Annotated in this window: 20 protein-coding genes; 8 read left to right on the top strand and 12 right to left on the bottom strand. The window is 32.4% G+C overall.

Annotation, left to right across the window (positions count from 1 at the left end):
- Window positions 1–117: 117 nt before the first annotated feature.
- The 4 genes from ACHRV0_RS01715 to ACHRV0_RS01700 form a co-directional block, all read right to left on the bottom strand.
- Window positions 118–1113 carry a Gfo/Idh/MocA family protein gene (locus tag ACHRV0_RS01715; RefSeq protein WP_395439709.1) on the bottom strand — a complete coding sequence of 332 codons (996 nt, stop codon included), beginning with the start codon at window positions 1111–1113 and terminating at the stop codon, window positions 118–120.
- A gap of 413 nt (window positions 1114–1526) precedes the next feature.
- Entirely contained in the window at window positions 1527–3635 is a 2109-nt protein-coding gene (locus ACHRV0_RS01710) for a prolyl oligopeptidase family protein (RefSeq protein ID WP_089053757.1), read from the bottom strand.
- 146 nt (window positions 3636–3781) lie between these two features.
- Complete coding sequence (locus ACHRV0_RS01705) at window positions 3782–5989, bottom strand: TonB-dependent receptor (RefSeq protein WP_129022592.1); 2208 nt, start codon at window positions 5987–5989, stop codon at window positions 3782–3784.
- Window positions 5990–6147: 158 nt separating this feature from the next.
- Window positions 6148–6501, bottom strand: a complete 354-nt coding sequence (locus tag ACHRV0_RS01700; protein ID WP_164974987.1) for a hypothetical protein — start codon at window positions 6499–6501, stop codon at window positions 6148–6150.
- A 221-nt stretch (window positions 6502–6722) separates the two neighbouring features.
- On the opposite strand from ACHRV0_RS01700, the gene ACHRV0_RS01695 reads away from it, so the two are divergent.
- Window positions 6723–7427 (top strand): porin family protein, encoded by a 705-nt coding sequence (locus ACHRV0_RS01695; protein WP_129022594.1) that lies wholly within the window; start codon window positions 6723–6725, stop codon window positions 7425–7427.
- Here the strand turns inward: ACHRV0_RS01695 and ACHRV0_RS01690 are convergent.
- A complete protein-coding gene (locus tag ACHRV0_RS01690; RefSeq protein WP_241686436.1) occupies window positions 7422–8027 on the bottom strand; it encodes a hypothetical protein in 606 nt (201 codons plus the stop codon). The two genes, ACHRV0_RS01695 and ACHRV0_RS01690, sit on opposite strands and share 6 nt — an antisense overlap.
- A gap of 292 nt (window positions 8028–8319) precedes the next feature.
- Here ACHRV0_RS01690 and ACHRV0_RS01685 point away from each other — a divergent pair, with 292 nt between their 5' ends.
- From ACHRV0_RS01685 to ACHRV0_RS01670, 4 genes are all read left to right on the top strand, one after another.
- Entirely contained in the window at window positions 8320–10791 is a 2472-nt protein-coding gene (locus ACHRV0_RS01685; RefSeq protein WP_395439708.1) for a bifunctional UDP-N-acetylmuramoyl-tripeptide:D-alanyl-D-alanine ligase/alanine racemase, read from the top strand.
- 56 nt (window positions 10792–10847) lie between these two features.
- Window positions 10848–11261 carry a large conductance mechanosensitive channel protein MscL gene (gene mscL / locus ACHRV0_RS01680; protein ID WP_395439707.1) on the top strand — a complete coding sequence of 138 codons (414 nt, stop codon included), beginning with the start codon at window positions 10848–10850 and terminating at the stop codon, window positions 11259–11261.
- Window positions 11262–11427: 166 nt separating this feature from the next.
- Window positions 11428–12417, top strand: coding sequence for an aspartate-semialdehyde dehydrogenase (locus tag ACHRV0_RS01675; RefSeq protein ID WP_395439706.1), 990 nt, complete (start codon window positions 11428–11430; stop codon window positions 12415–12417).
- Between the two features lie 133 nt (window positions 12418–12550).
- Window positions 12551–13057, top strand: a complete 507-nt coding sequence (locus ACHRV0_RS01670) for an SMI1/KNR4 family protein (RefSeq protein ID WP_395439705.1) — start codon at window positions 12551–12553, stop codon at window positions 13055–13057.
- A gap of 70 nt (window positions 13058–13127) precedes the next feature.
- Here the strand turns inward: ACHRV0_RS01670 and ACHRV0_RS01665 are convergent, their stop codons facing one another.
- The 4 genes from ACHRV0_RS01665 to ACHRV0_RS01650 all read right to left on the bottom strand — a co-directional run bounded on the left by ACHRV0_RS01665 (window position 13128) and on the right by ACHRV0_RS01650 (window position 15667).
- A complete protein-coding gene (locus tag ACHRV0_RS01665; protein ID WP_026982672.1) occupies window positions 13128–13445 on the bottom strand; it encodes a 2Fe-2S iron-sulfur cluster-binding protein in 318 nt (105 codons plus the stop codon).
- A gap of 59 nt (window positions 13446–13504) precedes the next feature.
- A complete protein-coding gene (locus ACHRV0_RS01660; protein ID WP_129022597.1) occupies window positions 13505–13984 on the bottom strand; it encodes a hypothetical protein in 480 nt (159 codons plus the stop codon).
- A gap of 214 nt (window positions 13985–14198) precedes the next feature.
- The gene (locus ACHRV0_RS01655) at window positions 14199–14438 is read right to left on the bottom strand and encodes a NifU family protein (RefSeq protein WP_053469915.1); all 240 of its coding nucleotides are present in this window, start codon (window positions 14436–14438) and stop codon (window positions 14199–14201) included.
- Between the two features lie 98 nt (window positions 14439–14536).
- Window positions 14537–15667 carry an Mrp/NBP35 family ATP-binding protein gene (locus tag ACHRV0_RS01650; RefSeq protein ID WP_089059495.1) on the bottom strand — a complete coding sequence of 377 codons (1131 nt, stop codon included), beginning with the start codon at window positions 15665–15667 and terminating at the stop codon, window positions 14537–14539.
- A 405-nt stretch (window positions 15668–16072) separates the two neighbouring features.
- Between ACHRV0_RS01650 and ACHRV0_RS01645 the strand changes: the two genes are divergently transcribed.
- Window positions 16073–17692, top strand: a complete 1620-nt coding sequence (locus tag ACHRV0_RS01645; RefSeq protein WP_395439704.1) for a murein L,D-transpeptidase — start codon at window positions 16073–16075, stop codon at window positions 17690–17692.
- A gap of 84 nt (window positions 17693–17776) precedes the next feature.
- Here ACHRV0_RS01645 and ACHRV0_RS01640 read toward each other — a convergent pair whose 3' ends face one another.
- From ACHRV0_RS01640 to ACHRV0_RS01630, 3 genes are all read right to left on the bottom strand, one after another.
- Window positions 17777–20203 (bottom strand): FtsX-like permease family protein, encoded by a 2427-nt coding sequence (locus ACHRV0_RS01640; protein WP_395439703.1) that lies wholly within the window; start codon window positions 20201–20203, stop codon window positions 17777–17779.
- A gap of 135 nt (window positions 20204–20338) precedes the next feature.
- The gene (locus ACHRV0_RS01635) at window positions 20339–21046 is read right to left on the bottom strand and encodes an ABC transporter ATP-binding protein (RefSeq protein WP_129022599.1); all 708 of its coding nucleotides are present in this window, start codon (window positions 21044–21046) and stop codon (window positions 20339–20341) included.
- 107 nt (window positions 21047–21153) lie between these two features.
- On the bottom strand, window positions 21154–22398 hold the full coding sequence (locus tag ACHRV0_RS01630; protein WP_129022600.1) for an efflux RND transporter periplasmic adaptor subunit: 1245 nt from the start codon (window positions 22396–22398) through the stop codon (window positions 21154–21156).
- Window positions 22399–22556: 158 nt separating this feature from the next.
- On the opposite strand from ACHRV0_RS01630, the gene ACHRV0_RS01625 reads away from it, so the two are divergent.
- Together ACHRV0_RS01625 and ACHRV0_RS01620 are read left to right on the top strand one after the other, a co-directional pair.
- A complete protein-coding gene (locus ACHRV0_RS01625) occupies window positions 22557–23900 on the top strand; it encodes a sigma-54-dependent transcriptional regulator (RefSeq protein ID WP_395439702.1) in 1344 nt (447 codons plus the stop codon).
- 127 nt (window positions 23901–24027) lie between these two features.
- Window positions 24028–25353 (top strand): sensor histidine kinase, encoded by a 1326-nt coding sequence (locus ACHRV0_RS01620; RefSeq protein ID WP_395439701.1) that lies wholly within the window; start codon window positions 24028–24030, stop codon window positions 25351–25353.
- Window positions 25354–25376 lie beyond the last annotated feature (23 nt).

Genomic DNA, 25376 nt, shown 5'->3' with positions numbered 1-25376 from the left:
CTATACAAAGATTGGCGACTCTCTCTGTAGATTCCCGCGTGTGATTTCTCCTTTCAGTCGAAATGACAAGATTGTGTATATAGTACTAGTTTTTCGACTTCGCTCTCAGCGATAATTTTAAGATTTAGAGTTTCTAAACTCCTTCAAAACTTCATCAATAACCCAAGTCGTTCTTGATGCTGAAGTTCCTTTTGAAGGAGAAGATCCTTCTTTGCCTAAAAGTTCAGTAATTACCGTTTCTATAAGCGGCTGTTGAATATGAAGCGGATTTTCGATTGCAATACTTTCTTTTTCTCCATTTGCATATTGAATATGAATTGGGTCATTTCCAAAAGTCGAAAACGAGATTTTTCCTTTATCACCAACAATTTCGGTATTATCGTAACGTTCAAAACTGGTAAAATTCCATAAACCCGTTCCGTGAATACCATTTTCAAATAAAAATGACATCGAAACAGAGTCTTCGGCTGGATATGCTTTTAATTGCGAAGTAGCATGTCCGCGAACAGATTTTATAGGGCCTAAAACATAATCTAGAAAATCTAAAGTATGACAAGCTAAATCAACAAAAATTCCGCCGCCAGAAATATGAGGTAAAACCGTCCACGGAAGATTGATTTCATCATCATAACGTGCTTCAAAAGGATGATATAAAACACAGTTTACATGTCTTATAGTTCCTATTTTTCCTTTGTCAATTAATTCTTTTATTTTTAAAAATCGAGGTAAACTTCTTCTATAATAAGCAACAAACAAAGGCACGTTATGTTCTTTGCAAACGCTGATCATTTCATTACACTCTTCAAAAGTCAAAGCCATAGGTTTTTCAACATAGACAGGTTTTCCAGCTTTGGCGCATAAAATGGTATATTCTTTATGAGATGATGGAGGAGTAGCAATATAAACCGCATCAACTTCGGGATCATTTATTAAATCAACGGCATTCGAATACCATTTCGGAACATTATGACGTTTGGCATAATCTTCGGCAAGTGCAGCATCTCTTCGCATTACGGCAACTAAAGTTGAATTTGGAGCTTTCTGAAAAGCAGGTCCGCTTTTTACTTCGGTTACATTACCGCAGCCTATAATTCCCCATTTTATAATTTTCATCTTTGGATATTTTGGTTTTTCAAATTTAAAAAAGGTTTGCCACGAATTGCACTAATTTTCACTAATTTATTTTTCCTGCTGATTCATAGTGAAAAAAAAATCTGCCTATCTGCTAAATCTGCGTGAGAAAAATATCGAACAAAAAAGTTAGCCGCGAATTCATGAATTAATTTCACGCAGATTTTGCAGATTTAAGCAGATATGCGCAGATTTTTTTAATCTAATTATATCTGCAAAATCTGCGGGAAACAAATTAATAAAGCCACAGATTAAAAAGATTTCCACAGATTTTAAATCCCGCAAATTCTTTTAATCAGTGGCAAAAAAATAAGCCACGATTTACACATCCGCCACAATTAAAATTCGTGGAAATTAGTGTAATTCGTGGCTAAAAAAATTAAGTTTTTAAAGTCTTACTTTTTCGGCAAAGCTTTAAAGCCCATATTGTAAAGTGTGAAAGCCTGAATGTCTACATTCTCCTGGATTGTAGCCGCAACAGATTTTCCTGCTCCGTGTCCTGCTTTTACATCAATTCTAATTAAAACTGGATTGTTTCCTGTTTGTTTATCTTGCAGTTCAGCAGCAAATTTAAAACTGTGAGCAGGAACCACACGATCGTCATGATCACCAGTAGTTACCATAGTTGCAGGATATTGAACTCCTTTTTTAACGCTTTGAACTGGAGAATATCCTTTAAGGTATTCAAACATTTCTTTACTGTCTTGAGCCGTTCCATAATCATATGCCCAACCAGCTCCAGCAGTAAAAGTATGGTAACGTAACATATCCATTACACCAACTGCAGGTAAAGCTACTTTCATTAAATCAGGACGCTGAGTCATAGTTGCTCCAACTAATAATCCTCCGTTAGAACCTCCGCGAATAGCTAAATAATCTGATGAAGTATATTTTTGAGCAATTAGATATTCAGCAGCAGCGATAAAATCATCAAATACATTTTGTTTTTGAAGTTTCGTTCCTGCATCGTGCCATTTTTTACCATATTCGCCTCCTCCTCTTAAGTTGGCAACTGCGTAAACACCTCCATTTTCCATCCAAACCGCATTTGCAATACTGAAACTTGGAGTTAAACTAATATTGAATCCACCATAACCATAAAGAATCGTTGGGTTTTTACCGTCTAATTTTGTTCCTTTTTTATAAGTAATAATCATCGGGATTTTTGTGCCGTCTTTTGAAGTATAAAATACTTGTTTAGACTCATAATCTTCACTTTTGAAATCAACTTTTGGTTTTTGATAAATTTCTGATTTACCAGATTTTGGTTCAAAAGAAAAAATACTTCCCGGAGTTGTATAATTTGTAAAGCTGTAGTATAAAATTTTCTCTTCCTTTTTTGCACCAAATCCTCCAGCAGTCCCAACCGCAGGAAGTTTGATTTCGCGAATTAATTTACCATTGTAATCGTATTGTAAAACTAACGAAACTGCATCTTTTGTATAATTAGCAAAAAAGTATCCGCCTCCTGTAGATGGCGATAAAACATTTTCTGTTTCTTTGATAAAATCTTTCCAGTTTTCAGGTTTTGGATTACTAAAATCTACAGTAACCACACGTCCGTTTGGAGCTTTATAATCAGTGTGAATAAATAATTTACTTCCTTCATTTTCGATAATATTATTATCAGTGTTGAAGTTGTCTACAATGGTTACAATTGGACTGTTTGGCGTTTTTAAATCTTTAATATAAAGTTCATTTCCATAAGTAGAATTTGCTGCTGTAATTACTAAAAAACGATTGTCTTCAGTTACATAACCTCCTACATATCTTCTTTTTTGATCTGCACCAAAAATTACTTTATCTTCTTTTTGAGAAGTTCCTAATTTGTGGAAATATAATTTATGCTGATCTGTTTTTGCAGACAATTCACTCCCTTTTGGTTTGTCATAACTTGAATAATAGAAACCTTCGTTTCCAAGCCATGAAATACCGCTGAATTTTACGTCAACCAAAGTATCTTCAAGAACTTTTTTAGATACGGCATCAATAATAATAACTTTTCTCCAGTCGCTTCCGCCTTCAGAAATTGAATAAGCAGTTTTGCTTCCATCTTTAGAGAAATCTAATCCGCCAAGCGAAGTCGTACCGTCTTTAGAAAATGTGTTTGGATCTAAGAAAACTTCCTCTTTACCATTCTGATCTTTTCTGTAAACCACAGATTGATTTTGAAGACCGTTATTTTTTGAATAATAAGTAAACTTTCCTTCTTTGTATGGAGCACCGATTTTTTCGTAATTCCAAAGTTTTTCCATTCGTTTTTTAAGTTCGTCACGAAACGGAATTTTATCTAGATATGCATAAGTAACTTCGTTTTGAGCTTTAACCCAAGCGCCCGTTTCAGCAGATTTATCATCTTCAAGCCAACGATACGGATCGCTTACTTTTGTGTCAAAATAGACATCAACAGTTTCTCCTTTTTTGGTTTCTGGATATTGAATTTTATTTTGAGCAAATGAAATTCCTGCAGTTGTGATTGCCATCAATAAAAATGTTTTTTTCATAGTTAGTTTTTATCTGTTGTAACAAAAATAGCACTTTTTGTTGTGAAAAATGAATGGAAAAAGTTAAACCATATTAGTCATCTAAACTCATTTTAATTAAGTGCTTAGCTTATATTTACTTATATGACTGATATGGTTTAAAAATGTTACAGATTAAAGTTAATGCCTAGAACAATGTTTCTTCCAATGTTTGGAATGCCGTCTGTTTTTAGTCTTGAAAGATGTGCAATATATTTTTTGTCAAATAAATTGTTTCCGTTTAAGTTCACATCAAAGGCAGTTTTTCCAAGTTTAACAGTTCCTCCAAAACCCAGATTTACCAGAGTATACCCTTTTGAAGCTGTTTCAAAACCGCTTACATTATCTTGATTAAAAGTCGAAGAAACATTCAAAGAAGCAAAACCTTCACTCAGCCAATCTTTAATTTTAAACTCAGTTCTAAGCGTATTGTTCCAGTTGTTGGCAGGAATTAAAGGTAGATAATCATTGTTGTCTTTTTTACCCATTACAGTTTCAAAACTCGTTTCAAAATGTAACCAGTCTAATGGATGCGGGTGAAAATGCAGTCCAGCCTCACCACCATATAATTTTGCATTATCCTGAACGTAAGCAAAAACATCATTCTCATCGCGAATTTCTCCTGTTGGAGATGTATAAATATAATTGTTTACGTGATTGTAAAAACCATTTACAAAAAACTCAAAATGTGTGTTTTTGTATTCCAGATTCAAATCAGTTTGAATATTTTGTTCCGTTTTCAAATCAGCATTTCCAATTTCATAACGATTCGTTCCTTCGTGAACACCATTTGAAGTTAATTCCGCTAAGTTTGGCGCTCTAAATCCGCTGGCAACATTTAATCTCAAAGTTAATGGTTCAGCTAATTTTGTTTTATATCCCAACGAAGCATTAAAGCTGTCAAAAGAGCGATCTAAAGCTTTAAAATAACCTTCTTCACCTTCTTCACCGTGTGCAATAGAAGTAATATTTCTATTGTCAAAACGCAGACCAGCTTGTAAAACGCTGTTTTTCCATTCGTAATTTGCAGTTCCAAAAACTCCAAAATCATTCGTCGTTGCATCAGGAATTAAATATTCCTCACCAGAATTTTTATTCGTTTGGTGCATTCCCTGAACACCCAAAATAGTTTCGATTTTTCCGAATTTAGGAAAATGATATTTAGCGTTGTAATTAAAAGTATTCAATTTCATATGAAGAGAAGCGTCGTTGCTGTCTTCAAATTCACTTCGGTCATTGGCAATATAGCCCAAATCAACATCTAACTTTGAGTTTTCAAAAAAGATAACATTGTTCAAACTCAATAAATGATTAAAAATTCCTTGTCTAGGAAATTGTGTGTCTTTACTTGAAGATTGTTCTGCGATTCCATCTTCTGGAATTCCAATGTCAAGTTTGTTGTAATTGTATCTCAAAACACTTGAGAAAGTCGAATTGCTGTAGCCGATTCCAGTTTTAAAATCAGTTTCATTATAACGAGAATTCGTCACGCGATCACCGCCAGAAATTTTATAATCAGAATGGGTGTTGTAACTTCCGCGTGCTAGAAATTTCCAATTGTCAGTAGATGTTTTTAATCCAATAGAAGAATTGCTTCCTTGTGTATTGGTGAAATATTTTTGACTGAAATTAGCTTTAAAATCTCCAGCATCAGCAAATTTTTCAGGATTAAAATATAAAACACCTCCCAAAGCATCAGAACCATAAAGCAAAGAAGCAGGTCCTTTGATAACTTCGACACTTTCGATTCCGGCATCATTCAAGCCTAAACCATGTTCGTCGCCAAACTGCTGATTTTCGATACGAACGCCTTGCGAATAAACTAAAACACGATTACCGCTTAATCCTCGAATTACTGGTTTTCCAATAGAAGTTCCCGTCGAAATTTGAGAAACTCCCGGAATTGTTGCTAAACCTTCTATTAAAGTTGAGGTTCCTTTTTGCTGTAAAGTTTTGATGCTTTCATGCTCAATTTTCATTACGTTTTGCGATTGCAGTTTGTTGAAAGGAGTAGAAACTACAACTTCATCCATTTCTAAGATAGATTCTGCAAGACTCACATCTAATGTGTTTTGCTTTACCAATTTGGCAATTGTTTTATTTTGGGTAGCAAATCCAACAAACGAAAAAGCAAGGCGTAAACCTCCGTTTGGCAGATTGTTTAATTCGTATTTTCCGTTTGCATCAGTAGTTGTTCCTTTATGTAATTCTGGTGCGTAAACAGAAACGCCCGGCATAGGCTGATTTTGAGTATCAGTTACAATACCTGAAACTGAATTTTGGGCAGACAGCAAGCCCGAAAACCCTAAAATAAGGGCAATTATTATTTTTTTCATTTGAAATTATGCTATAGTTAATTGTTTTTTCTTTTAAATAAAAACTAAAACTACAATGCAGCATTCTGATCCTAATTAATAAAATAGGATTAGGAAACTCAATGTTATTTTGAATCTTGATTAAAAAAAATGTAAAGATTATTTCGAGTATTCGAAATTTAAGAAACTATAAAAGCAGGAGGTCCTCGTAATAAATACGAAGGTTTTGAAATTGAAAAAATCTTTTCTGTAAGAGGAAAGAAATACGGTGTTTCAGTGCCAAAAGTGTGAAACTGAAAAGAAATACTTTCTGGAACAATATAGCCTCCAAACGCAAAATTACAAACAAAACAAAGATCATAATTATGGTGCTGGTGCGTTATTTCTCCGTTTGGATCATTGTAATCATGATGGCATTGTTTTTCTGAAAGCTGTTTTACGATATGCTCATAACTGTGCACAGACTGAAACAATATCGAAAACAATATTGTGACAGCAAACGAGAAACTTAATATGAGCTGCTTTCTTTTCATGCAAGACAAAGGTATAAAAGACCAGTGAAAAAATGGTTTATTTTTTTGATTCTGCTCTTGATTTGTTGAAAATACTGCAAAGAATGGGTTTATTCGTCGTGAAAAAGAGAATTATTACTTTCAAATCACATCATGAAGTGGCATTGTGTTATATTTGTAAGTGAAATAAATGCAGCTTTTTGAACGTTTATTTAAGAACCCTTTTAAAACCACAATACAATATGCGATTACTTTTTAGCTGTTTGTTTTTAACTTCATTTTTCAGTGTTTTTGCTCAAAATGAAGTGAAGCCAGAAGTAAAACCCGAAGTTAAAATTGATTCATTGTATCGTGAAGATCAGTTTTATTTTTCGGTAACGTATAATATGTTTACAGATATACCTCAAAGATTCAAGCAAAATAAATTTTCTTTAGGACTTTCTGGAGGTTTTTTGCGTGATATGCCCATTAATAAATCGAGAACATTTGCAATTGCAGCTGGTTTAGGATTCAGTTATCAAAACTATTATCAAAATTTAGGTATTTCTAGAGACGGATCTGGAGCTATAGTTTATAACGTTACTGATTATGGCGAAATAGTGTCAAATCGATATAAGCAATATTCTGTAGATCTTCCTATAGAATTTAGATGGCGTAATTCTACTTTTGAAAGCACTAAGTTTTGGCGGGTTTATACAGGGATAAAATTAAGTTATGTGTTTTCAACTACTTCAAATTTGAATGCTGGAGAGGAAACGTATAAAATAAAAAATAACGCTTCAATTAATACATTTCAATACGGACCATATATTTCGGCAGGTTATAATACCTGGAACCTTTATGTGTACTATGGATTAAGCCCTTTGTTTAATTCAGCTACAACACTTACAGGAGAGAAAGTTAATTTAAAAACCCTGAATGCCGGACTGATTTTTTACATTTTATAACCACAGAAATAAAAACAGTACTTGCGGTAAAACGCCTATAAGTAATCCTGCAAGAAGTTCCTTTGGAGTATGAGCATTCATTTCTAATCGTGAAGAAGCAACAATCCCCGTCATTAAAATTAAAAAAGCACTCCAATACGGATTTTGCGTCTGCAGATGAATGTTTAATCCCATAGCAAAAATCGTGAAACCGCTTATTGCCGCAACGTGAAGACTTGGTTTAAATTTGAAAAGCGAACAAACGAGCGCTAAAATGGTTGTAAATAAGGCACCCAGAAAAAAGAAATGAAGTTCAGGATAACGAGTAATAACAATACTTCTTTTGACCAATAAAATATACAAAAAAGATTGTAAAACTAAGGGAACAAGCCTTTGAGAAGTCTCTGGAAGCATTAATGATTTTACATGTCCTGTTGAGCGCAGCAACAAGAAAAATAAAACAGGAACAATAATCGTAATCACCAAAATTTGAAATAATACAAAGTACTTTTCTTGAGTTGTAAAAACATCATCTTTGCAAAAAAGATATAACAATGTAGTGTACATTGGAATAAATATAGGATGAAGTATGTAAGAGAATAGTGGAAGTACTTTTTTCAAAACGCTTTATTTTGTGGTGTTGAACAAATATAATGAAATAATGTTTTTTGCAACGAATATTTAGTTTCTCTAGCCACGAATTATTTATATTCTAAATGTTTAAATAATAGCCACAGATTAAAAGGTTCTCACAGATTAGATCATTTAAATCTGTTTAATCTGTGACAAAAAAACAAACAATAATTCGCGGAAATTTGTGTAATTCGTGGCAAACTCTTTTTTGCATCTAAAAATGAATTCATGTAATTCGTGGCAAACCTTTTTTTAAATTTGACAAAAAGAAATTTTCTAAATGAGCATAAATTTAAAAAGCCTTATTTCGGTTTTAAATGCCGAATGGACAGGTTCAGATACTGATATTTTTGTTGATCATATTTCGATCGACAGCCGTTCTCTGCAAAATGGTGCAAAAACATTGTTTTTTGCTCTTTCTGGAGTCAATAATGATGCTCATCTTTATATTTCTGAACTTATTGAAAAAGGAGTTCAGAATTTTGTTGTGCAGCATATTCCAGAAAATGTAAAAGGAAAAGCCAATTTTTTAGTAGTTAGAAATACGCTCAAAGCATTTCATGAATTTGCCGCTTATTATAGAAATCTGTTCGATTTTCCCGTAATCGGATTAACGGGCAGCAATGGTAAAACGATTGTCAAGGAATGGCTTAATTTTTTGCTTAGTCCTGATTTTAATATTATTCGAAGCCCTAAAAGTTACAATTCTCAAGTAGGAGTTCCGTTGTCTGTTATTGCAATAAACGAAAAACATAATTTAGGCATTTTTGAAGCCGGAATTTCTACTGTAAAAGAAATGGCCAATTTAGAACAAATCATTAAGCCTAATATTGGAGTTTTAACCAATATAGGATCTGCTCATGATGAAGGTTTTCAAAATACAGAGCAAAAAATCAATGAGAAATTAGTACTGTTTAAAAATACACCAGTAATTGTTTATCAAAAAAATCAATTGGTAGACAAATGTCTAACTGCATTTTCTGCCGAAAATCCTTTAAAAGATAGAAAGCTGTTCTCGTGGAGTTTTACAGATCAAAGTGCTGCTGTTTTTATTCTAAAAAAAGAAACAAAAAACGATACAACAACCATTCAATATCAATACAATAATGAGAGTTTCAATCTCGAAATTCCATTTAGTGATTCCGCTTCTGTCGAAAATGCGATTTCTTGTTTACTAGTAATGCTTTACTTTAAATATGATTTTGCCGTTATTCAAAATCGTGTACAAATGTTGTATCCGGTTCAAATGCGTTTAGAAGTAAAAAACGGAATTAATAATTGCAGTATTATTGACGATAGTTACAGCTCAGACTTTCAGTCGCTTAAAATTGCTTTAGATTTTTTAGAAAGTCAGAAAAAAAAGAACGCCTCTAAAACCGTTATTTTGTCGGATATTTTTCAAAGCGGATTTTCAAATGAAGAATTATACTCAAAAGTAGCGCAGCTTATTGCTGATAATAAAATAAACCGTGTTATAGGTATTGGACCTACGATTTCTTCTTTTGCGGCTAAGTTTCCAAACAGCAGTATGTTTTTAAATACAGCATCATTTATCGAAGCCGTAGATGATTTAAATTTTAGTAACGAAACCATTTTAATAAAAGGAGCAAGATCATTTCAATTCGAAGAAATTGTTTCTCTGCTTGAAGAAAAAACACACGAAACAGTTCTCGAAATCAACTTAGATTCGATAAATCATAACTTAAATTACTATAAATCTAAATTGGCCAATGATGTAAAAATCATGGTCATGGTAAAAGCATTTGGTTATGGAAACGGAGGTTTAGAAATTGCAAAACTGCTAGAACATCATAACACAGATTATTTAGGAGTGGCTTTTGCCGATGAAGGAATTTCACTGAAAAATGGCGGAATAAAATTGCCAATTATGGTTTTAAACCCAGAATCGACCAGTTTTCCTTCGATAATTCAATACCAATTAGAACCTGAAATTTATAGTATAAAAGGACTAAATGCCTTTTTGAAAATAGCTAGAGAAAAGAATCTAAAAGATTATCCTATTCATATAAAATTGGATACAGGAATGCATCGTTTAGGTTTTGAGGATAATACAATCGAAGAACTGATTTCAACTTTACAAGGAAATTCAACAGTGCGCGTTCAAAGTATTTTATCGCATTTAGCAACAAGTGATGATCCAAGCCACTTTGAATTTGTGGAAGAACAAATAAGTTTGTTCGAAAAATTATCTTCAAGATTAATGTCTGAATTAAATATAAGTCCAATTCGCCATATTTTGAATACATCTGGAATTAGTAATTTTCCAAATGCACAATATAATATGGTGCGTTTAGGAATTGGATTATATGGTGTTTCCAATGATCCGGCAGAACAGAAATATCTAGAAAATGTTGGAACATTAAAATCGATTATATCTCAAGTACGTACCATTCCAAGCGGAGACAGCGTAGGTTATGGCCGTAGATTTATGGCAAAGAAAGAAACGAAAATTGCTACAATACCAATAGGTTACGCTGACGGAATTTCTAGATTATGGGGAAATCAAGTTGGTTTTGTAACCATTAAAAATCAAAAAGCGTATATAGTAGGAAGCGTTTGCATGGATATGTTAATGGTAGATGTAAGTCATATTGAATGTAAAGAAGGAGATTCAGTTATTATTTTCGGCGAAAGCCCTACCGTTGTTGAAATGGCAGAAGCATTAAAAACGATTCCTTACGAAATTATAACGAGCATCTCGCAGCGCGTAAAAAGAGTATTTTTCAGGTAGAATATTTGTTAAAATTATTATATTTGATATTGAGTTTAATTTTAAAAATAGATACTATGGGATTTTTCGCAGATTTTAAGGCTTCTTTATTGAAAGGTGATGTGCTTAGTTTAGCTACTGCGGTAGTTATTGGGGGAGCATTTGGTAAAATTGTCGGCTCTGCTGTAGACGATATTATTATGCCTATAGTTGGTCTACTGACTGGAGGAATCGATTTCACTCAAAAATTTATTACACTTGATGGTAATAGTTATACAAATTTAGCTGCGGCAAAAGCGGCTGGTGCTGCTGTAATTACCTATGGTAATTTAGTTCAGGCAATCATTAATTTTGTAATTATTTCATTCTTTGTATTTGTTGTTTTAAGAGCTGCTGATAAAGTTAAGAAAAAAGAAGAGGTTGCGGCTGTACCTGCAGGACCAACTCAAGAAGAGTTACTTACGCAAATTAGAGATTTGCTTAAAAAATAATTCCGCTGCACTATGTCTAACTAAACCGTTCCTTAATTGGGCGGTTTTTTTTATGAAATGTTTGTTTTGTAACATTTTGTTATTTTTTGTGAAGCATATTGTTTTCGTTTTTATTATAACTATTTTTGCAGAGTAAATTTGATTAATTGATATTAAAAATATAAAAATGAGAATAGCGGTTGTAGGTGCTACCGGAATGGTTGGCGAAGTAATGCTTAAAGTTTTAGCAGAAAGAAATTTTCCTGTTACAGAATTAATTCCTGTTGCTTCTGAAAGATCAGTAGGAAAAGAAATTGATTATAAAGGAACAAAATATAAAGTTGTAGGAATGCAGACCGCCGTAGATATGAAAGCAGATATTGCTGTTTTTTCTGCAGGTGGAGATACATCATTAGAGTGGGCTCCAAAATTTGCTGCTGCTGGAACTACGGTAATCGACAACTCATCAGCATGGAGAATGGATCCTACTAAAAAATTAGTAGTTCCAGAAATCAATGCTTCTACATTAACTAAAGAAGATAAAATTATTGCAAATCCAAACTGTTCGACTATTCAAATGGTATTAGCATTGGCGCCTTTGCATAAAAAGTACAATATTAAAAGAGTTATCGTTTCTACTTACCAATCAATCACTGGAACTGGTGTAAAAGCGGTAAAACAATTAGAAAACGAATACGCAGGAATTCAAGGTGATATGGCTTACAAATATCCAATTCACAGAAATGCAATTCCACATTGCGATAGTTTTGAAGAAAACGGATACACTAAAGAAGAAATGAAATTAGTTCGCGAAACTCAAAAAATTCTTGGTGATAATACTATTAGAGTTACAGCTACTGCAGTTCGTGTGCCAGTTGTAGGCGGACATAGTGAAGCAGTAAATGTTGAGTTTACTAATGATTTTGACGTAAACGAAGTTCGTGAAATTTTACATAATACAGACGGAGTAACAGTACAAGATAATTTAGATACATTTACTTATCCAATGCCTTTATACGCAGAAGGTAAAAATGATGTATTTGTTGGAAGAATTCGTCGTGACGAAAGCCAGACAAACACGTTAAATATGTGGATCGTTGCTGATAACTTAAGAAAAGGTGCTGCAACAAACACGATTCAAATTGCTGAATATTTAATTCAAGCAGGTTTGGTTTAATTAGAGATTAAATAAAATTGTTATAAAGAGAAAGCCGTAATTGCAGTAATGTAATTACGGTTTTTTTGTATCAATAAATTCAGTTTCGAAGCAAAAAAGATATACTTTTAAGCTCTTAATAAATGCAATACAAATGAATTTCGATAACTATAAGATTATTCCAAATTATAAGACCAATAAAACAGATTTGTTTCTAGCTTCTGAAGAAGAAATTTTGGCCTGTGAAAAAACATTAAACATTGCTTTTGATGAAGATTATAAAGAGTATGTATTAGTTTTCGGAAGCGGAATTCTCGGCGGAACATACGTGCGAATATTTCTTCCAGAAACGATAATATTAACTTTAGAAGAATGGAGAAACCGTATAACGGAATATTGGTTTTGGGATGAAGGCAAAGAAGTGATGACAAAAGATCAGGTGCTGAGTTCTGTTAGAATAGGAGATACTTTTGACGGAGACGAAATTATTCTTTATAAAGGCGAATATTTTGTTTTACCACGCTACAGCGAAATGATCTATAAAGCCGGAAATACACTCGAAGAAATAATTACTTGGTTGTGTTCGTCAGGAATTTTGACAGAAGCATTTTCTGAAAGAGAGTTTGAACCCTTTGATCCAAGTGATTTAGAAAACAATTAAAAAAAAATCCAAATTCACAAAGGGCTAACCTTTTGGAATTTGGATTTTTAAAATATTTGGATTTTATTTTTTAGTATTCTGGAGCTAATTCTAACTCTAAACCTTCTAATTCTGTAGTAATTGGAATCTGACAACCTAAACGGCTGTTAGATTTAACATAAAATGCTTCCGAAAGCATGGCTTCTTCTTCATCTCCCATTTCTGGTAATGCAACATCATTTAGAACATAACATTGGCAGGAAGCACACATTGCCATTCCTCCGCAAGTTCCTTCAACAGGAAGTTCATATGCTTTGCATAACTCCATTATGTTCATCGCCATATCAGTTGGAGCTTGTAATTCGTGTATAACTCCTTCTCGATCTTTAATCTTTATTAATACATCCATTTTAATTGTTTGGAATTTTATGTTAGGATTTTATAACGTGAAAAAATCCTCTGTTTAAATTAACTTGTTGGTTTTGTACTAAAAGCATACTCTTTTCGAGAACCTTCCTTAAGGCGCATTTTTACACCTAGAATGTTATCGTTTTTTTCAAGAATGCTAACAATTGCAATCACAGAATAATAATCTTTATCAGATTGAAAGATTAATGTTCCTTCATAAGTTGAGTTTAAAACACCTTGTTTATCGGTTACAGCCGAGATTTTTCTTGGATGCGAAAATGATGCTGAACTATAAGTTGTTTTACTCGAAAATTTGCCTTTACCATCTACAAAATCATACAAAAAATCAAAATTACCAACTCGTAAACTTCCAGGTTCCTCATTTGGATTGATAGAGAATACAATTTGTCCGGCGTAGTTGAAATCCGACCACTCTTCTGCTTCATTTACCCAAGCTTTGTCTGCAACAACAGTTTTGTTTTGAGCATAATTTGCAGAAACAAAAAACAACAACGCTAATAGAATGTAAAATTTTCTCATAAGTTTAAGATTTAGGGTTATGTCACAAATTTAAGTTAAAAATGTAACAATTACTTAACTAAAACTCTTAAAACTTTACATTGTTTTTTGTTAAATCATTAAAAAACGTGTGTGTTTTTGCTGTTTTGTTGGTGTTTTGCTATTTTAATGGCTTACAATGTTATTATTCTTGTTAATTTTAATTATACAAAAAGCACGATTGTTAACACTATGGTTACATTATATTTACTACAGTTTCAATCTGCGGTGCATATTTTTTGATCGTAGTTTCTACACCCGCTTTTAGGGTCATTTGATTTACACTGCAGCTTATGCAGGCACCTTCAAGACGAACTTTAACATGTTTATCATCATCAATAGAGATAAGCGAAATATCTCCGCCATCAGATTTTAAAAATGGCCTGATTTCGTCTAAAGCCAATAAAACATTATTTGTTAATTCTTCTGTTGTCATAATTTTATCAATTAGAAAATGTGTCAATTAGAAAATTAGATAATTTGCAGATCGCATAATGATTATCTAATTATCCAACTATCTCAATTATCTTATTATTAATTTTTCTTTACTGCAGAACAACCTGCCATTGTTGTAATTTTAATTGCTTCAGTAGCAGGAAGACTTTCGTTTCTGTTTACTACCTCTTGTACAACATTTCTAGTTATTTCTTCAAAAATAGTTTCAATTGGCGATGCAGTTTGTAATGCCGCTGGGCGTCCAAAATCTCCTGCTTCACGAATAGATTGTACAATTGGAACTTCGCCTAAGAATGGAACATTTAAATCTTCAGCAAGGTTTTTTGCTCCTTCCTGACCAAAAATATAGTATTTGTTATTAGGTAATTCTTCAGGTGTAAAATAAGCCATGTTTTCAATAATTCCTAAAACAGGTACATTTATGTTATCCTGCATGAACATCGAAACTCCTTTTTTAGCATCTGCAAGAGCAACAGCTTGCGGAGTACTTACTACAACAGCTCCAGTAATTGGTAAAGACTGCATGATTGAAAGGTGAATATCTCCAGTTCCCGGAGGTAAATCTAGAAGCATAAAATCTAATTCTCCCCAATCAGCATCAAAAATCATTTGATTTAAAGCTTTTGCTGCCATTGGGCCTCTCCAAATTACAGCTTGACTTGGTGCAGTAAAAAATCCAATAGAAAGCATTTTGATTTCATAGCTTTCAATTGGTTTCATTTTTGATTTTCCGTCAACTGTTATCGAAATAGGTTTTTCGTTTTCAACATCAAACATAATTGGCATCGAAGGACCGTAAACATCGGCATCTAAAACACCAACTTTAAAACCCATTTTTGCAAGCGTAACAGCAAGATTTGCGGTTACAGTCGATTTTCCAACACCTCCTTTTCCAGAAGCAACGGCAATAATATTTTTAATTCCTGGAATAGCACGACCTTTAATTTCGACTTTCTCAGGAGTTTCTACTTTAATATTTACTTTAATTTTTGCATCAGCAGATATCAATTCGTGAATTGTTTTTTTAATATCGTCTTCAGCTCTTTTCTTGATATGCATTGCAGGCGTATGCAATACTAAATCTACAACAACTTCATCGCCAAAAGTTAGTACGTTTGAAACGGCACCGCTTTCAACCATATTTTTTCCTTCTCCAGCTATAGTGATTGTTTCTAAAGCTTTAAGAATTTCTTTTCTATCTAATTTCATTTTAATGTGCTATTTTGTATGGAAAGAAATCGATTTCAAATTTCTATATTTATGTAAACTGATTTCAGACTGCAAAGATAACAGATTATGTTCGGATTCAAACCCTTTTAAATTGTATTTATTGATATTGAGATTGGTCAAAATGATCAAAAATATATTTTCTAAGGCATTAAAATTCTAGAATGCTATTTATAAACTCTATTTTTTAAGGATAATGACGTCTGTAAATTCGTATAAAAATTCCTGTATTTAATCGCCGAATTGTCAATAATCTTAATTAAATTTGGGTACCCAAAATCGCAGGCTTCCAAATTTAACAAAAATGCAGGAAAATTTACTTTCGAGTATTTCTGAGTTTTTGATGTTTTTTAAAATAGATTTTATAAAAATTTAAAATTTAAACAGATGCGAAACTTTACCCTCTTTTCCGCAATTATAACTATTAGTTTTTTTGTGTTTTCCGTAGATTCTGTAAATGCTAAGACGAATGTGGGAGATGAAAAATCACCATTTGAAAATGTTTTTAAAATTAGTAAAGACAATAATTCAGGAACAATAAACGCTGAATCTATAAGTGATTTTTTTAAGAAATATCCTAAACTGAAAAAGTATCAAAAAGATGTTGAAGATCTCTATAAAAAAAGAGACTACAAGATGATTTGGCATGATGATAAAAGCGTGAGCGAATTTGGAGCTTTATTATACAATAAAGTAAAGCTTTTAAGTGAACAAGGTGTAAAAGCGACTATGCCGTATATGCCATTAATCGATGACGTTTTTAATGAAAATGTTACCGAAGATCTTTCGCCTACAGATACAGAACTTTTATTATCTAATATGTATGTTTTTTATGCCAGTAATGTGTACTCTGGCGTTGATCCGCAGACTTTAAAAAAAATAGGCTGGTATCTGCCTGCAAAATCAATTTCTTACAATAGAATTTTAGATTCTTTAATGGGAGATCCAGATAGATTAAATAAAGATGAAAATCTTTTGTTTAGTCAGTATTACAAACTTCAAAGCGTTTTGAAAAGATATCGCAACATTGAAAAAAATAATCTTTGGAAAAAAATTGATATTGATGCGGCGACTTACAAAGATTTAAAACCATTTGACAGCGGTACAGTTGTTAAACAAATTAGAGAGCGTTTGTTTGTAGTTGGCGATTTAGCCCGAGATTCAAAAAGCAGTTTGTATGATGAAGAAATGATGGCGGGTGTTTTAAAGTATAAAAAGAGATACGGTCTAAAATTGAATTATGCTTTTACAAAAGATCATATCGATCAAATGAATGAACCAATTGCGAACCGAATCAGAACGATTATGCTGAACATGGAAAGATGCAGATGGATTCCAACTGATTTAGCAAAAGCAAGTGAATATGTAATGGTAAATATTCCGTCGTTTAGATTGATTTATGTGAAAAACGGAAAATATGATTTAGTTTCGGATGTTTTTGTGGGAACGCGAATGACCGAAACGGTAATTTTTAGCGGTAATATTGATAGAATTGTATTTAGTCCCTATTGGTATGTGCCGGCAAGCATCATAAAGAATGAGTTGAAACTAAAAATGGCGGAAGATAAAAATTATCTCGCTGATCATAATATGGAATGGAATGGCGGTAATGTGAGACAAAAACCAGGTCCTAAAAACTCGCTGGGGTTGGTTAAGTTCATGTTTCCAAACCCAAATGATATTTACCTGCATGATACGCCGGCAAAAAGTTTGTTTGAGTTTGAAAAACGTATTTTTAGTCATGGATGTATAAATGTAAAAGAAGCCAAAGAACTTGCTTTACATATGTTGAAAGATGATCCTGACTGGCCTGTTGATAAAATCAATAGTGCAATGAGCGGTGAAAAAGAAACACCTTGTATGCTGAAAAAGAAAATTCCAATTTATATAGGTTATTTTACCGCGTGGGTAACGGATGATGGCGAAATTGGTTTTTATCCAGATGTGTACGATAGAGATAAGAGTTTGGATAAGTTATTGTATTCTAACGATGCCGTTTTACAGTAAAAAAATGTATTCCCAAATACTAAAAAAAAAACACCCTTCAGATCTAGATCTGAAGGGTGTTTTTAAAAAAAATGGTCTACAAGATTATTCGTATTTTAAATATTTCAAAACATCTATTTTGGTTACCTGATAGGCTTTTGCCAAAACAATTGTTAATGTCAGCGTCAGCAATGAAACAAGTGCAATGCTAAACGGAATTGGAGAGATATTGATTCTAAAAGCAAAATCTTCAAGCCATTTTTGCAGTAAAATGTAAGCTGGAATAATTCCGATTACAAATCCCATTAAACAATAAATAAAATATTGTTTTGACAGCTCTTTCAATAAAACATCAGTTTCTGCACCAAGCGTTTTTCTAATCGCAATTTCTTTCAATCTTCTCTCCATCGAAAATGATGCCAAAGCAAACAATCCGAAGATGGCAATTATAATTACAACAAGATTTAGGATAAAAAATAGATCTTTTTGTTTAACTTGTTCTTCATACGTTTTAGCAAATCCTTTGTTTACAAATTCATAATCAAACGGATAGTCAGGATTTATATTTGCCTCCCAATAAGTTTTTAATTTATCCAATGTTTCGCTTAAATTATTTGGAGAAACTTTTACATAGACATTTTGAAAGTTATTCCACTTTAAAGTTTTTGTGTTTATAAAAATCATTGGAGGTACCTTGTTTTGTAATCCTGTAATATGAAAATCTTTTACAACACCAACGATCTTGAACTTTAGAGTTCCTTGTCCATTCGACCAGCCTGAGGTGATAACAGTATTTATAGGATTCTTAAGTCCTAAGTCTTTTACCAAGGTTTCATTAACAAGCCAGTTGCTGATTGTGTCTGAAGCAAATTTTGGAGATAAATTTCGCCCTTGAACAATTTTAATTTTCATCATTTCTAAAAAACCAAAATCCATTTCAACATTTCGAGGCTGTACAAAAATACCATTGTGCGTAAAACCAGAACTCGAATTAGTGCTGTTTCCAAAAGTACCTGCAAAAGTAGAAACTTCTTGAACTCCTGATATTTTAAGTATTTCTTGCTTTGTAGTGGCATATTTCTGGCCTTTTGTTTCATAATTTTGATAATTGAAAGGAATTCGAAGTATTTGATCGCCTTTAAAACCAAGGTCTTTATTCATCATAAAATCAACTTGAGAATTTACAATTAAAGCCCCAATAATAAAAAACGTTGCAATGCCAAATTGAAAAATAAGCATCGAATTTCGAATCCAGATTCCATTTTTACTTCTTGAAAAATTACCTTTCAGCACTTTTAAAGTTTCAAAATTTGAGATATAAACAGCAGGAAAAATACCAGCAAGAATGAGTACTAATCCAAAAATAAAAAGAAGCTGCAAGTAAAATTCACCGCCATTCATAGTCAAATTTTTTCTTAAAAAAGAGTTGTAATACGGAAGAGATAGTTCTACAATTGCCAAGGCAAATAAAATAGAAAGCGTTACAATTATTGCTGTTTCAAATATAAACTGTGCAATAATCTGTTTTTTTGAAGCTCCCACGATTTTGCGAACACCAACTTCTTTAGCGCGTTTTATGGCAGATGCTGTTGCCAGATTTATATAATTTACCAATGATAAAACCAATATTAAAATCGACAAACCAGCCATAATATAAATAAGCTGTAAGTTTCCTTTTCCTTCAGGAGAAGCAGATCCTGACGTTTTGGTACCATGTAAGCGCAAAGTTTTCAGCTGATCAAGAATATTCTTTATCTCGCCATTTTCTTTAACAAATTGCTCAGGAGTTTGACCTACTTTTTTTGCCTCTTTTAAAATTATATTTACATAATTTACATTACGCATTTTTTTTAAAACGACATTAATATCAACGTTCTTTTTGGTCTTAATCATTAAACCATAGCTGAAATTTCCCCAGCTGTTAAGGTCATATTCACGAACAATACCGCTAAAAACATAGTTTGGTTCAATAGAAGATGGAGTTACAATGCGATAAACAGATTTTACGATATAGGCTTGGTCATTGTATGTAATAGGTTTTCCGATAGGATCTTCGTCTTTAAAAAGAAGTTTAGCTTGTCCTTCAGAAATAGCAACACTATTTTTTTCCTTTAGAATATTTTTTTTAGCACCTTTTACAATTGGAAAAGGGAAAAAATCGAAAAAATTATTATCAGATACCGTTATTTTTTTATCAATTATTTTTTTATTCTGATATTTTAAAACAGCCTCATCATACCAGTCGTTTAAGAAACAAATTTGTTCAATTTCAGGAATTGTAGCCTTACAGGTTTGCCCAAAAGGAATTGTATTTGTTCCCCAGATATCACCAGTTGATCCTATTTTATTTAGAACTTTATATACATTTTCTTTTTCAGGATTCCATTGATCGTATGCGTGCTCATTATTCCAATATAAAATGGCAAAAATTACGCTGGCAATTCCGATGCTCAATCCTAAAACATTTAAAAACGAAAACAGTTTGTTTTGTTTTAAATGATAAATAAATATTTTAAACCAATTAAAAATCATGGTATCTATTTTATAGTTATGTTAGTTATTTTTTGGTAAAAGGCAGAATCAGCCTTTTAAAGAAGTGTAAAAATTTTGCATACAAATCCCACCAGGACTACGATTGCAGTTATAACAAAGTTTATCATCTTGAATTTATTTAGCGTCCATAAAAACATCCACATTTCTCTGATTTAACTTTTCAGAGAATATAACACCATCTTTCATATGAATTGTTCTTTGCGAAAAAGAAGCATCATAATCAGAGTGGGTAACCATCAAAATTGTAGCACCTTTAGCATGCAAATCAGTTAAAAGTTCCATAACCTCATTACCATTTTTACTGTCCAAATTTCCCGTAGGCTCATCCGCCAAAATAATTTTCGGATCATTTACTAAAGCTCTAGCAACTGCAACCCTTTGCTGCTGTCCGCCCGAAAGCTGCTGCGGAAAATGTTTTAAACGATGTGAGATATTAAGTTTTTCTGCAATTGCTTCAATTTTTTGTTTTCTATCAGCTGCTTTTACGTTGTTGTAAAGCAACGGCAGTTCAATATTATCATAAACAGAAAGTTCATCGATTAAGTTGAAATTTTGAAAAATGAATCCAATATTTTCCTTACGAACTTGTGCTCTTCCTTTTTCTTTTAAACCAATCATTTCCTGATCTAACAATTTATAACTGCCGCCGTCAGCACTGTCTAGAAGTCCGATAATATTTAACAAAGTCGATTTTCCACAGCCCGAAGGTCCCATAATGGTTAAAAAATCTCCTTTTTTAATTACTACATTTATACCGCTTAAAGCAGCAGTTTCAACGTCTTCGGTTCTAAATACTTTGGTTAAATTTTGTATTGTTATCATATCCTTTTGGTGTTAAATGTTTTTAAAAATGTTTTTTGATTGATGATTGAAACTTCTATAATTATTTTAATTGTAAGTGATTAATAGCAAAAATGACAAGATTGAATTTACTTTGATTGAATCGACAATTCCTCAATATCCTTGTAATCTGTATACGATGAGGTAATCACAGATTCTCCTTCGTTTAGCCCGCTCAAGACTTCATAATAAGAAGGATTTTCTCTGCCTAGTTTTATATTTCTTCTTTCCGCTTTATTTCCTTTTACGACAAAGATCCATTTGCCAGCAGTCTCTTGATTAAAAGCTCCTTTAGGAATTACCATTGTTTTGTTTTTTTCAGACAAAATTAGTTTTACACCAAAGCTTAAACCATCTTGCAAGGCAATATTTTCTTTAGATGTAAAAGCCAATTCAGCACTAAAATGTCCGCTTTTTACTTCTGGAATTACTTTAGTTACCAGAACTTCAAGAGTTTTTCCTTTAAATTCGACCTGACCTTTTAAACCTTCTCTAATTTTTTCAAGATAAAACTCGTCGATTTCGGCCGTCAGTTTATACCCTTTTTTCGAGTCAATTTTTCCAATGCTTGCTCCAGCCTGAAATGTTTTTCCTAAAACAGGTTCAAACGAAGTCAATCGACCAGTTTCTGGAGCAGTAATCAAGAAATTCTTTTTGTTGTTTCTTAAAATATCCAAACTTTTTTCCATCGTTTGAATCGAGCGGTTAATTTGAGAAATCTGCAATTGATTAGATTGTTTTTCTTTTTGAATACTCTGCTGAATTGTTTTTTTTCTTTCTTGTTGAAAACGTAAGCTTTCTTTAAAAGTATTCCAGTCATTCTTAGAAATAACTTCCTTTTCAAACAACTTAGAATTCATGTCATACAGTCTTTTTGCATCATTGTAATCATGTTCGATCAAAACTAAATCTTTAGTCAAATTCAATTCCTGATTTCTAATGTTCAATTTTCCCGTATTCAAATTATTAATCTGCTCAATAATTGCAGTTTCCTGCGTTAAGTAATTAAGTTCAGTATTTGGGTTGTATAAGCGAGCCAGCGATTGTCCTTTTGTAACCATTGCGCCATTCTCGACAAAAATCTCTTTTACAGATCCTCCTTCAGTAACATTTACAAGCATTACATTTAAAGGTTCAACCTTTGCCTGAAAAACAACAAAATCTTCAAAAAAAGCTTTTTCCACTTTTTGAATCGAAAGTTCTTCTGCTTTTACATTTAAACTTCTTTTTGAATTGAAAGAAAAAAAGACAATTGTGCCCAAAGCTAAAAAAACTGCAATTGCTATTGTCAGATGTCTAAATTTTCTATTTTTACGAGGAATTACCGTGTCCATTTTTTAAATAATTTACTGATAATCAATAGGTAAATACTGTGCCATAAAATTTATTATTTGTAAAGCATTGATTTTAAAGAAGCTTAAAAAAGTCATCCCAAAAGCGAGTGTTCGATAATGAACAGTTGACCGTTCAAAATCGGACAAAAAAATACAGCATGAGAAAAAAGCAAGCCCAAATATTAATTGTTGACGATCAGGAGGAAATTCTTTTTTCGGCCAAAATGATTCTGAAAAAACATTTTGAAACGATTTTTACAACAAATAGTCCAAAGAAAATCTTTTCGATTTTGAACGAAAATGAAATTAATGTTGTTTTGCTCGACATGAATTATAGAATTGGTTTTGAAGACGGCCGTGAAGGAATTCATTGGCTTAAAGAAATCAAAACATTTTCGCCGCAAACAGTTGTAATTTTAATGACTGCTTTTGGTAAAATTGATACAGCAGTTGAAGGCATTAAAATTGGTGCTTTTGATTATGTTTTAAAACCCTGGCATAACGAAAAACTGCTGGAAATTATTGATAAAGCGGTTTCGGAGAGCAGAAAAAACAGTAAAAAACCAATCGTAGAAAAAACCGAAAAACGTTATTTTATTGGTACTTCTCAAAAAATAAAACAAGCCTATTCTATTGCCGAAAAAGTAGCCAGAACAGATGTAAATGTCTTGGTTTTGGGCGAAAACGGAACAGGAAAATATGTTTTTGCCGAGTATATTCATCAAAATTCAGAACGTAAAAAAGAAGCCTTTGTTCACGTTGATTTAGGTTCTTTGAGTGATAATTTGTTCGAAAGTGAACTTTTCGGATACGCAAAAGGCGCTTTTACAGATGCAAAAACAGACACTGCCGGCAGATTTGAAATGGCACAAAATGGTACTATTTTTTTAGATGAAATAGGAAATATTCCGCTTCATTTGCAATCAAAACTATTACATGTGCTTCAGACCAAAACCGTTACACGTTTAGGTGAAAGTAAAGCAAGACCTTTAAATGTAAGAATTATTTCGGCTACAAATAATGATATTAAAGCAGAAGTAAAAAATAAAACTTTTAGAGAAGATTTACTGTATCGCATTAATACTATGGAAATAAATCTGCCGTCCCTTCGTGAACGTAAAGAAGATATTGTGCCGATGGCACATTTCGTTTTAGATCAGATTGCGGCAAAATACAATCAAGAAAACTGGCATTTTGAAGAAAATGCTGCTCTGTATTTAGAGAAATATCCATGGAAAGGAAATGTTCGTGAAATGGAAAATAAAATTGAGCGCGCTTTAATTTTAGCTGATAACAATACCATTTCGGTACATGATCTGGATATTTTAGATTTTGAAGAAACTCTAGAAAATGATGAAAATCCATTGTCTGAAATGGAGAAAACGGCTATCGAAAAAGCCCTTTTTAAACATCACGGAAATATCAGTAAAACAGCCGAAGAACTTGGATTATCAAGAGCGGCATTGTATAGAAGAATTGAAAAATATGATTTAAAGAATTAAGAGTAAAGAGTAAAGAGTGAAGAGCGAAAATTGAGATTTTTTATTTTGTAAATCTGTGTGAAACTAAAATTTAAAGCTAAAATCATTTTAATCCTTTTAATCTGTGGCAGGAAAAAACAATAAATCAATGAAGAACTGGAAATTTCATAATGCTTTTTTTATACGAGTTTTGTTCGTAATGATGCTCTTTTTCTTTTGTTTTTTTCTAATCTATAAAATGTTTTATTTCAATGCGATTTTAGTTGGTTCTTTTGCTTTGATAATGCTTGCCGAAATGTATTTTTATGTAAAAAGTAAATTGCAGTTTTATGACAGAACATTGCTTTCGATTTTGCAGGATGATTTTTCTACGAACTTTCCTGAAGAGAATAAAAAAGACAATTTTAAAAGTTTGTATGCTTTGTATGAAGCTCTAAAATCAAGGCATCAGGAACAAACTTCAAAAGAACTTATTTATCAGTCCTTATTAAATAACATTGATACTGCGGCTGTAATTCTCGAAAAAGAAGATGAAGATTGGAAGATTTTTTTAATGAACGACTGTTTTTCTCGTTTGTTTAAAGTTCCAAAAGTCAGTCATTGGAAATATCTTAAAAATTATCTGCCATCGCTTTGTTATGAAATTGAGAAAAAGGAATTCAGCGAATTAAAATCGGCAGTTTCTATTAAAATTGAAGATCAAGATTTGCAGACTTTTATACTGCAGACTTCGAGAACTCAAACGTATAAAAAAGAATATTTTATTATTTTATTAGATAGCATTCAGCGTGTTATAGAGAAAAAAGAAAAAGAAGCGTGGATTAATTTAATGAAAATTATTTCGCATGAATTAATGAATTCTTTGACACCTATTCGTGCACTTTCGCAAAATTTACTTCAAATTGTAGATCAGGAAAAACTGGAAGAAGATGATTTTGAAGATATAAAAAGCAGCATTTCGACCATTATAAACAGAAGTGATCATTTGCAGGATTTTGTCGAAAGTTACCGCAAGCTAGCCATGCTGCCAACTCCAGTAAAAGAAATGACGCAGATTAATGCTCTTTTCGACGATTGTCTGCGGGTAATGAATCCTGTTTTGAAAAGCGAAAACATTAAGCTGATAAATGAAATTAATAGTTCACGTTCTATTTTGATTGATAAAAATCAGATGGAACAGGTAATCATAAATTTGATAACGAATAGTATTTATGCCCTGAAAGGAAAAAGAGAAAAGCAATTATTTTTGTCGAGTTACACTGAAAATAATCGCTTTTTTATCATAATTTCTGATAACGGAAAGGGAATTGATCCAGAAATTCAAGACAAAATATTTCTTCCTTTTTTCACTACCAGAAAAGACGGTGCAGGAATTGGGTTAACACTTTCAAAAAATATTATTGAAGCTCACGGCGGATATTTAAGCTATCAGACAGACGAAGATAAAACAAGCTTTGTGATTTGTTTGATTTGAGAAGAATGAACCATATAAGTGAT

Source organism: Flavobacterium sp. FlaQc-30 (assembly GCF_044005885.1).
In the GTDB taxonomy this organism is placed as follows: Bacteria; Bacteroidota; Bacteroidia; order Flavobacteriales; family Flavobacteriaceae; genus Flavobacterium.
The sequence above is the reverse complement of the archived record's forward strand: the minus strand, read 5'-3'. Positions and strand labels throughout refer to the sequence as shown.

Excerpts from the sequence above, each read along its gene's own strand:
- ACHRV0_RS01715 (WP_395439709.1), bottom strand. The coding sequence starts at position 1,113 with ATGAAAATTATAAAATGGGGAATTATAGGCTGCGGTAATGTAACCGAA.
- ACHRV0_RS01710 (WP_089053757.1), bottom strand. The coding sequence starts at position 3,635 with ATGAAAAAAACATTTTTATTGATGGCAATCACAACTGCAGGAATTTCA.
- ACHRV0_RS01705 (WP_129022592.1), bottom strand. The coding sequence starts at position 5,989 with ATGAAAAAAATAATAATTGCCCTTATTTTAGGGTTTTCGGGCTTGCTG.
- ACHRV0_RS01700 (WP_164974987.1), bottom strand. The coding sequence starts at position 6,501 with ATGAAAAGAAAGCAGCTCATATTAAGTTTCTCGTTTGCTGTCACAATA.
- ACHRV0_RS01695 (WP_129022594.1), top strand. The coding sequence starts at position 6,723 with ATGCGATTACTTTTTAGCTGTTTGTTTTTAACTTCATTTTTCAGTGTT.
- ACHRV0_RS01685 (WP_395439708.1), top strand. The coding sequence starts at position 8,320 with ATGAGCATAAATTTAAAAAGCCTTATTTCGGTTTTAAATGCCGAATGG.
- mscL (WP_395439707.1), top strand. The coding sequence starts at position 10,848 with ATGGGATTTTTCGCAGATTTTAAGGCTTCTTTATTGAAAGGTGATGTG.
- ACHRV0_RS01675 (WP_395439706.1), top strand. The coding sequence starts at position 11,428 with ATGAGAATAGCGGTTGTAGGTGCTACCGGAATGGTTGGCGAAGTAATG.
- ACHRV0_RS01670 (WP_395439705.1), top strand. The coding sequence starts at position 12,551 with ATGAATTTCGATAACTATAAGATTATTCCAAATTATAAGACCAATAAA.
- ACHRV0_RS01665 (WP_026982672.1), bottom strand. The coding sequence starts at position 13,445 with ATGGATGTATTAATAAAGATTAAAGATCGAGAAGGAGTTATACACGAA.
- ACHRV0_RS01660 (WP_129022597.1), bottom strand. The coding sequence starts at position 13,984 with ATGAGAAAATTTTACATTCTATTAGCGTTGTTGTTTTTTGTTTCTGCA.
- ACHRV0_RS01655 (WP_053469915.1), bottom strand. The coding sequence starts at position 14,438 with ATGACAACAGAAGAATTAACAAATAATGTTTTATTGGCTTTAGACGAA.
- ACHRV0_RS01650 (WP_089059495.1), bottom strand. The coding sequence starts at position 15,667 with ATGAAATTAGATAGAAAAGAAATTCTTAAAGCTTTAGAAACAATCACT.
- ACHRV0_RS01645 (WP_395439704.1), top strand. The coding sequence starts at position 16,073 with ATGCGAAACTTTACCCTCTTTTCCGCAATTATAACTATTAGTTTTTTT.
- ACHRV0_RS01640 (WP_395439703.1), bottom strand. The coding sequence starts at position 20,203 with ATGATTTTTAATTGGTTTAAAATATTTATTTATCATTTAAAACAAAAC.
- ACHRV0_RS01635 (WP_129022599.1), bottom strand. The coding sequence starts at position 21,046 with ATGATAACAATACAAAATTTAACCAAAGTATTTAGAACCGAAGACGTT.
- ACHRV0_RS01630 (WP_129022600.1), bottom strand. The coding sequence starts at position 22,398 with ATGGACACGGTAATTCCTCGTAAAAATAGAAAATTTAGACATCTGACA.
- ACHRV0_RS01625 (WP_395439702.1), top strand. The coding sequence starts at position 22,557 with ATGAGAAAAAAGCAAGCCCAAATATTAATTGTTGACGATCAGGAGGAA.
- ACHRV0_RS01620 (WP_395439701.1), top strand. The coding sequence starts at position 24,028 with ATGAAGAACTGGAAATTTCATAATGCTTTTTTTATACGAGTTTTGTTC.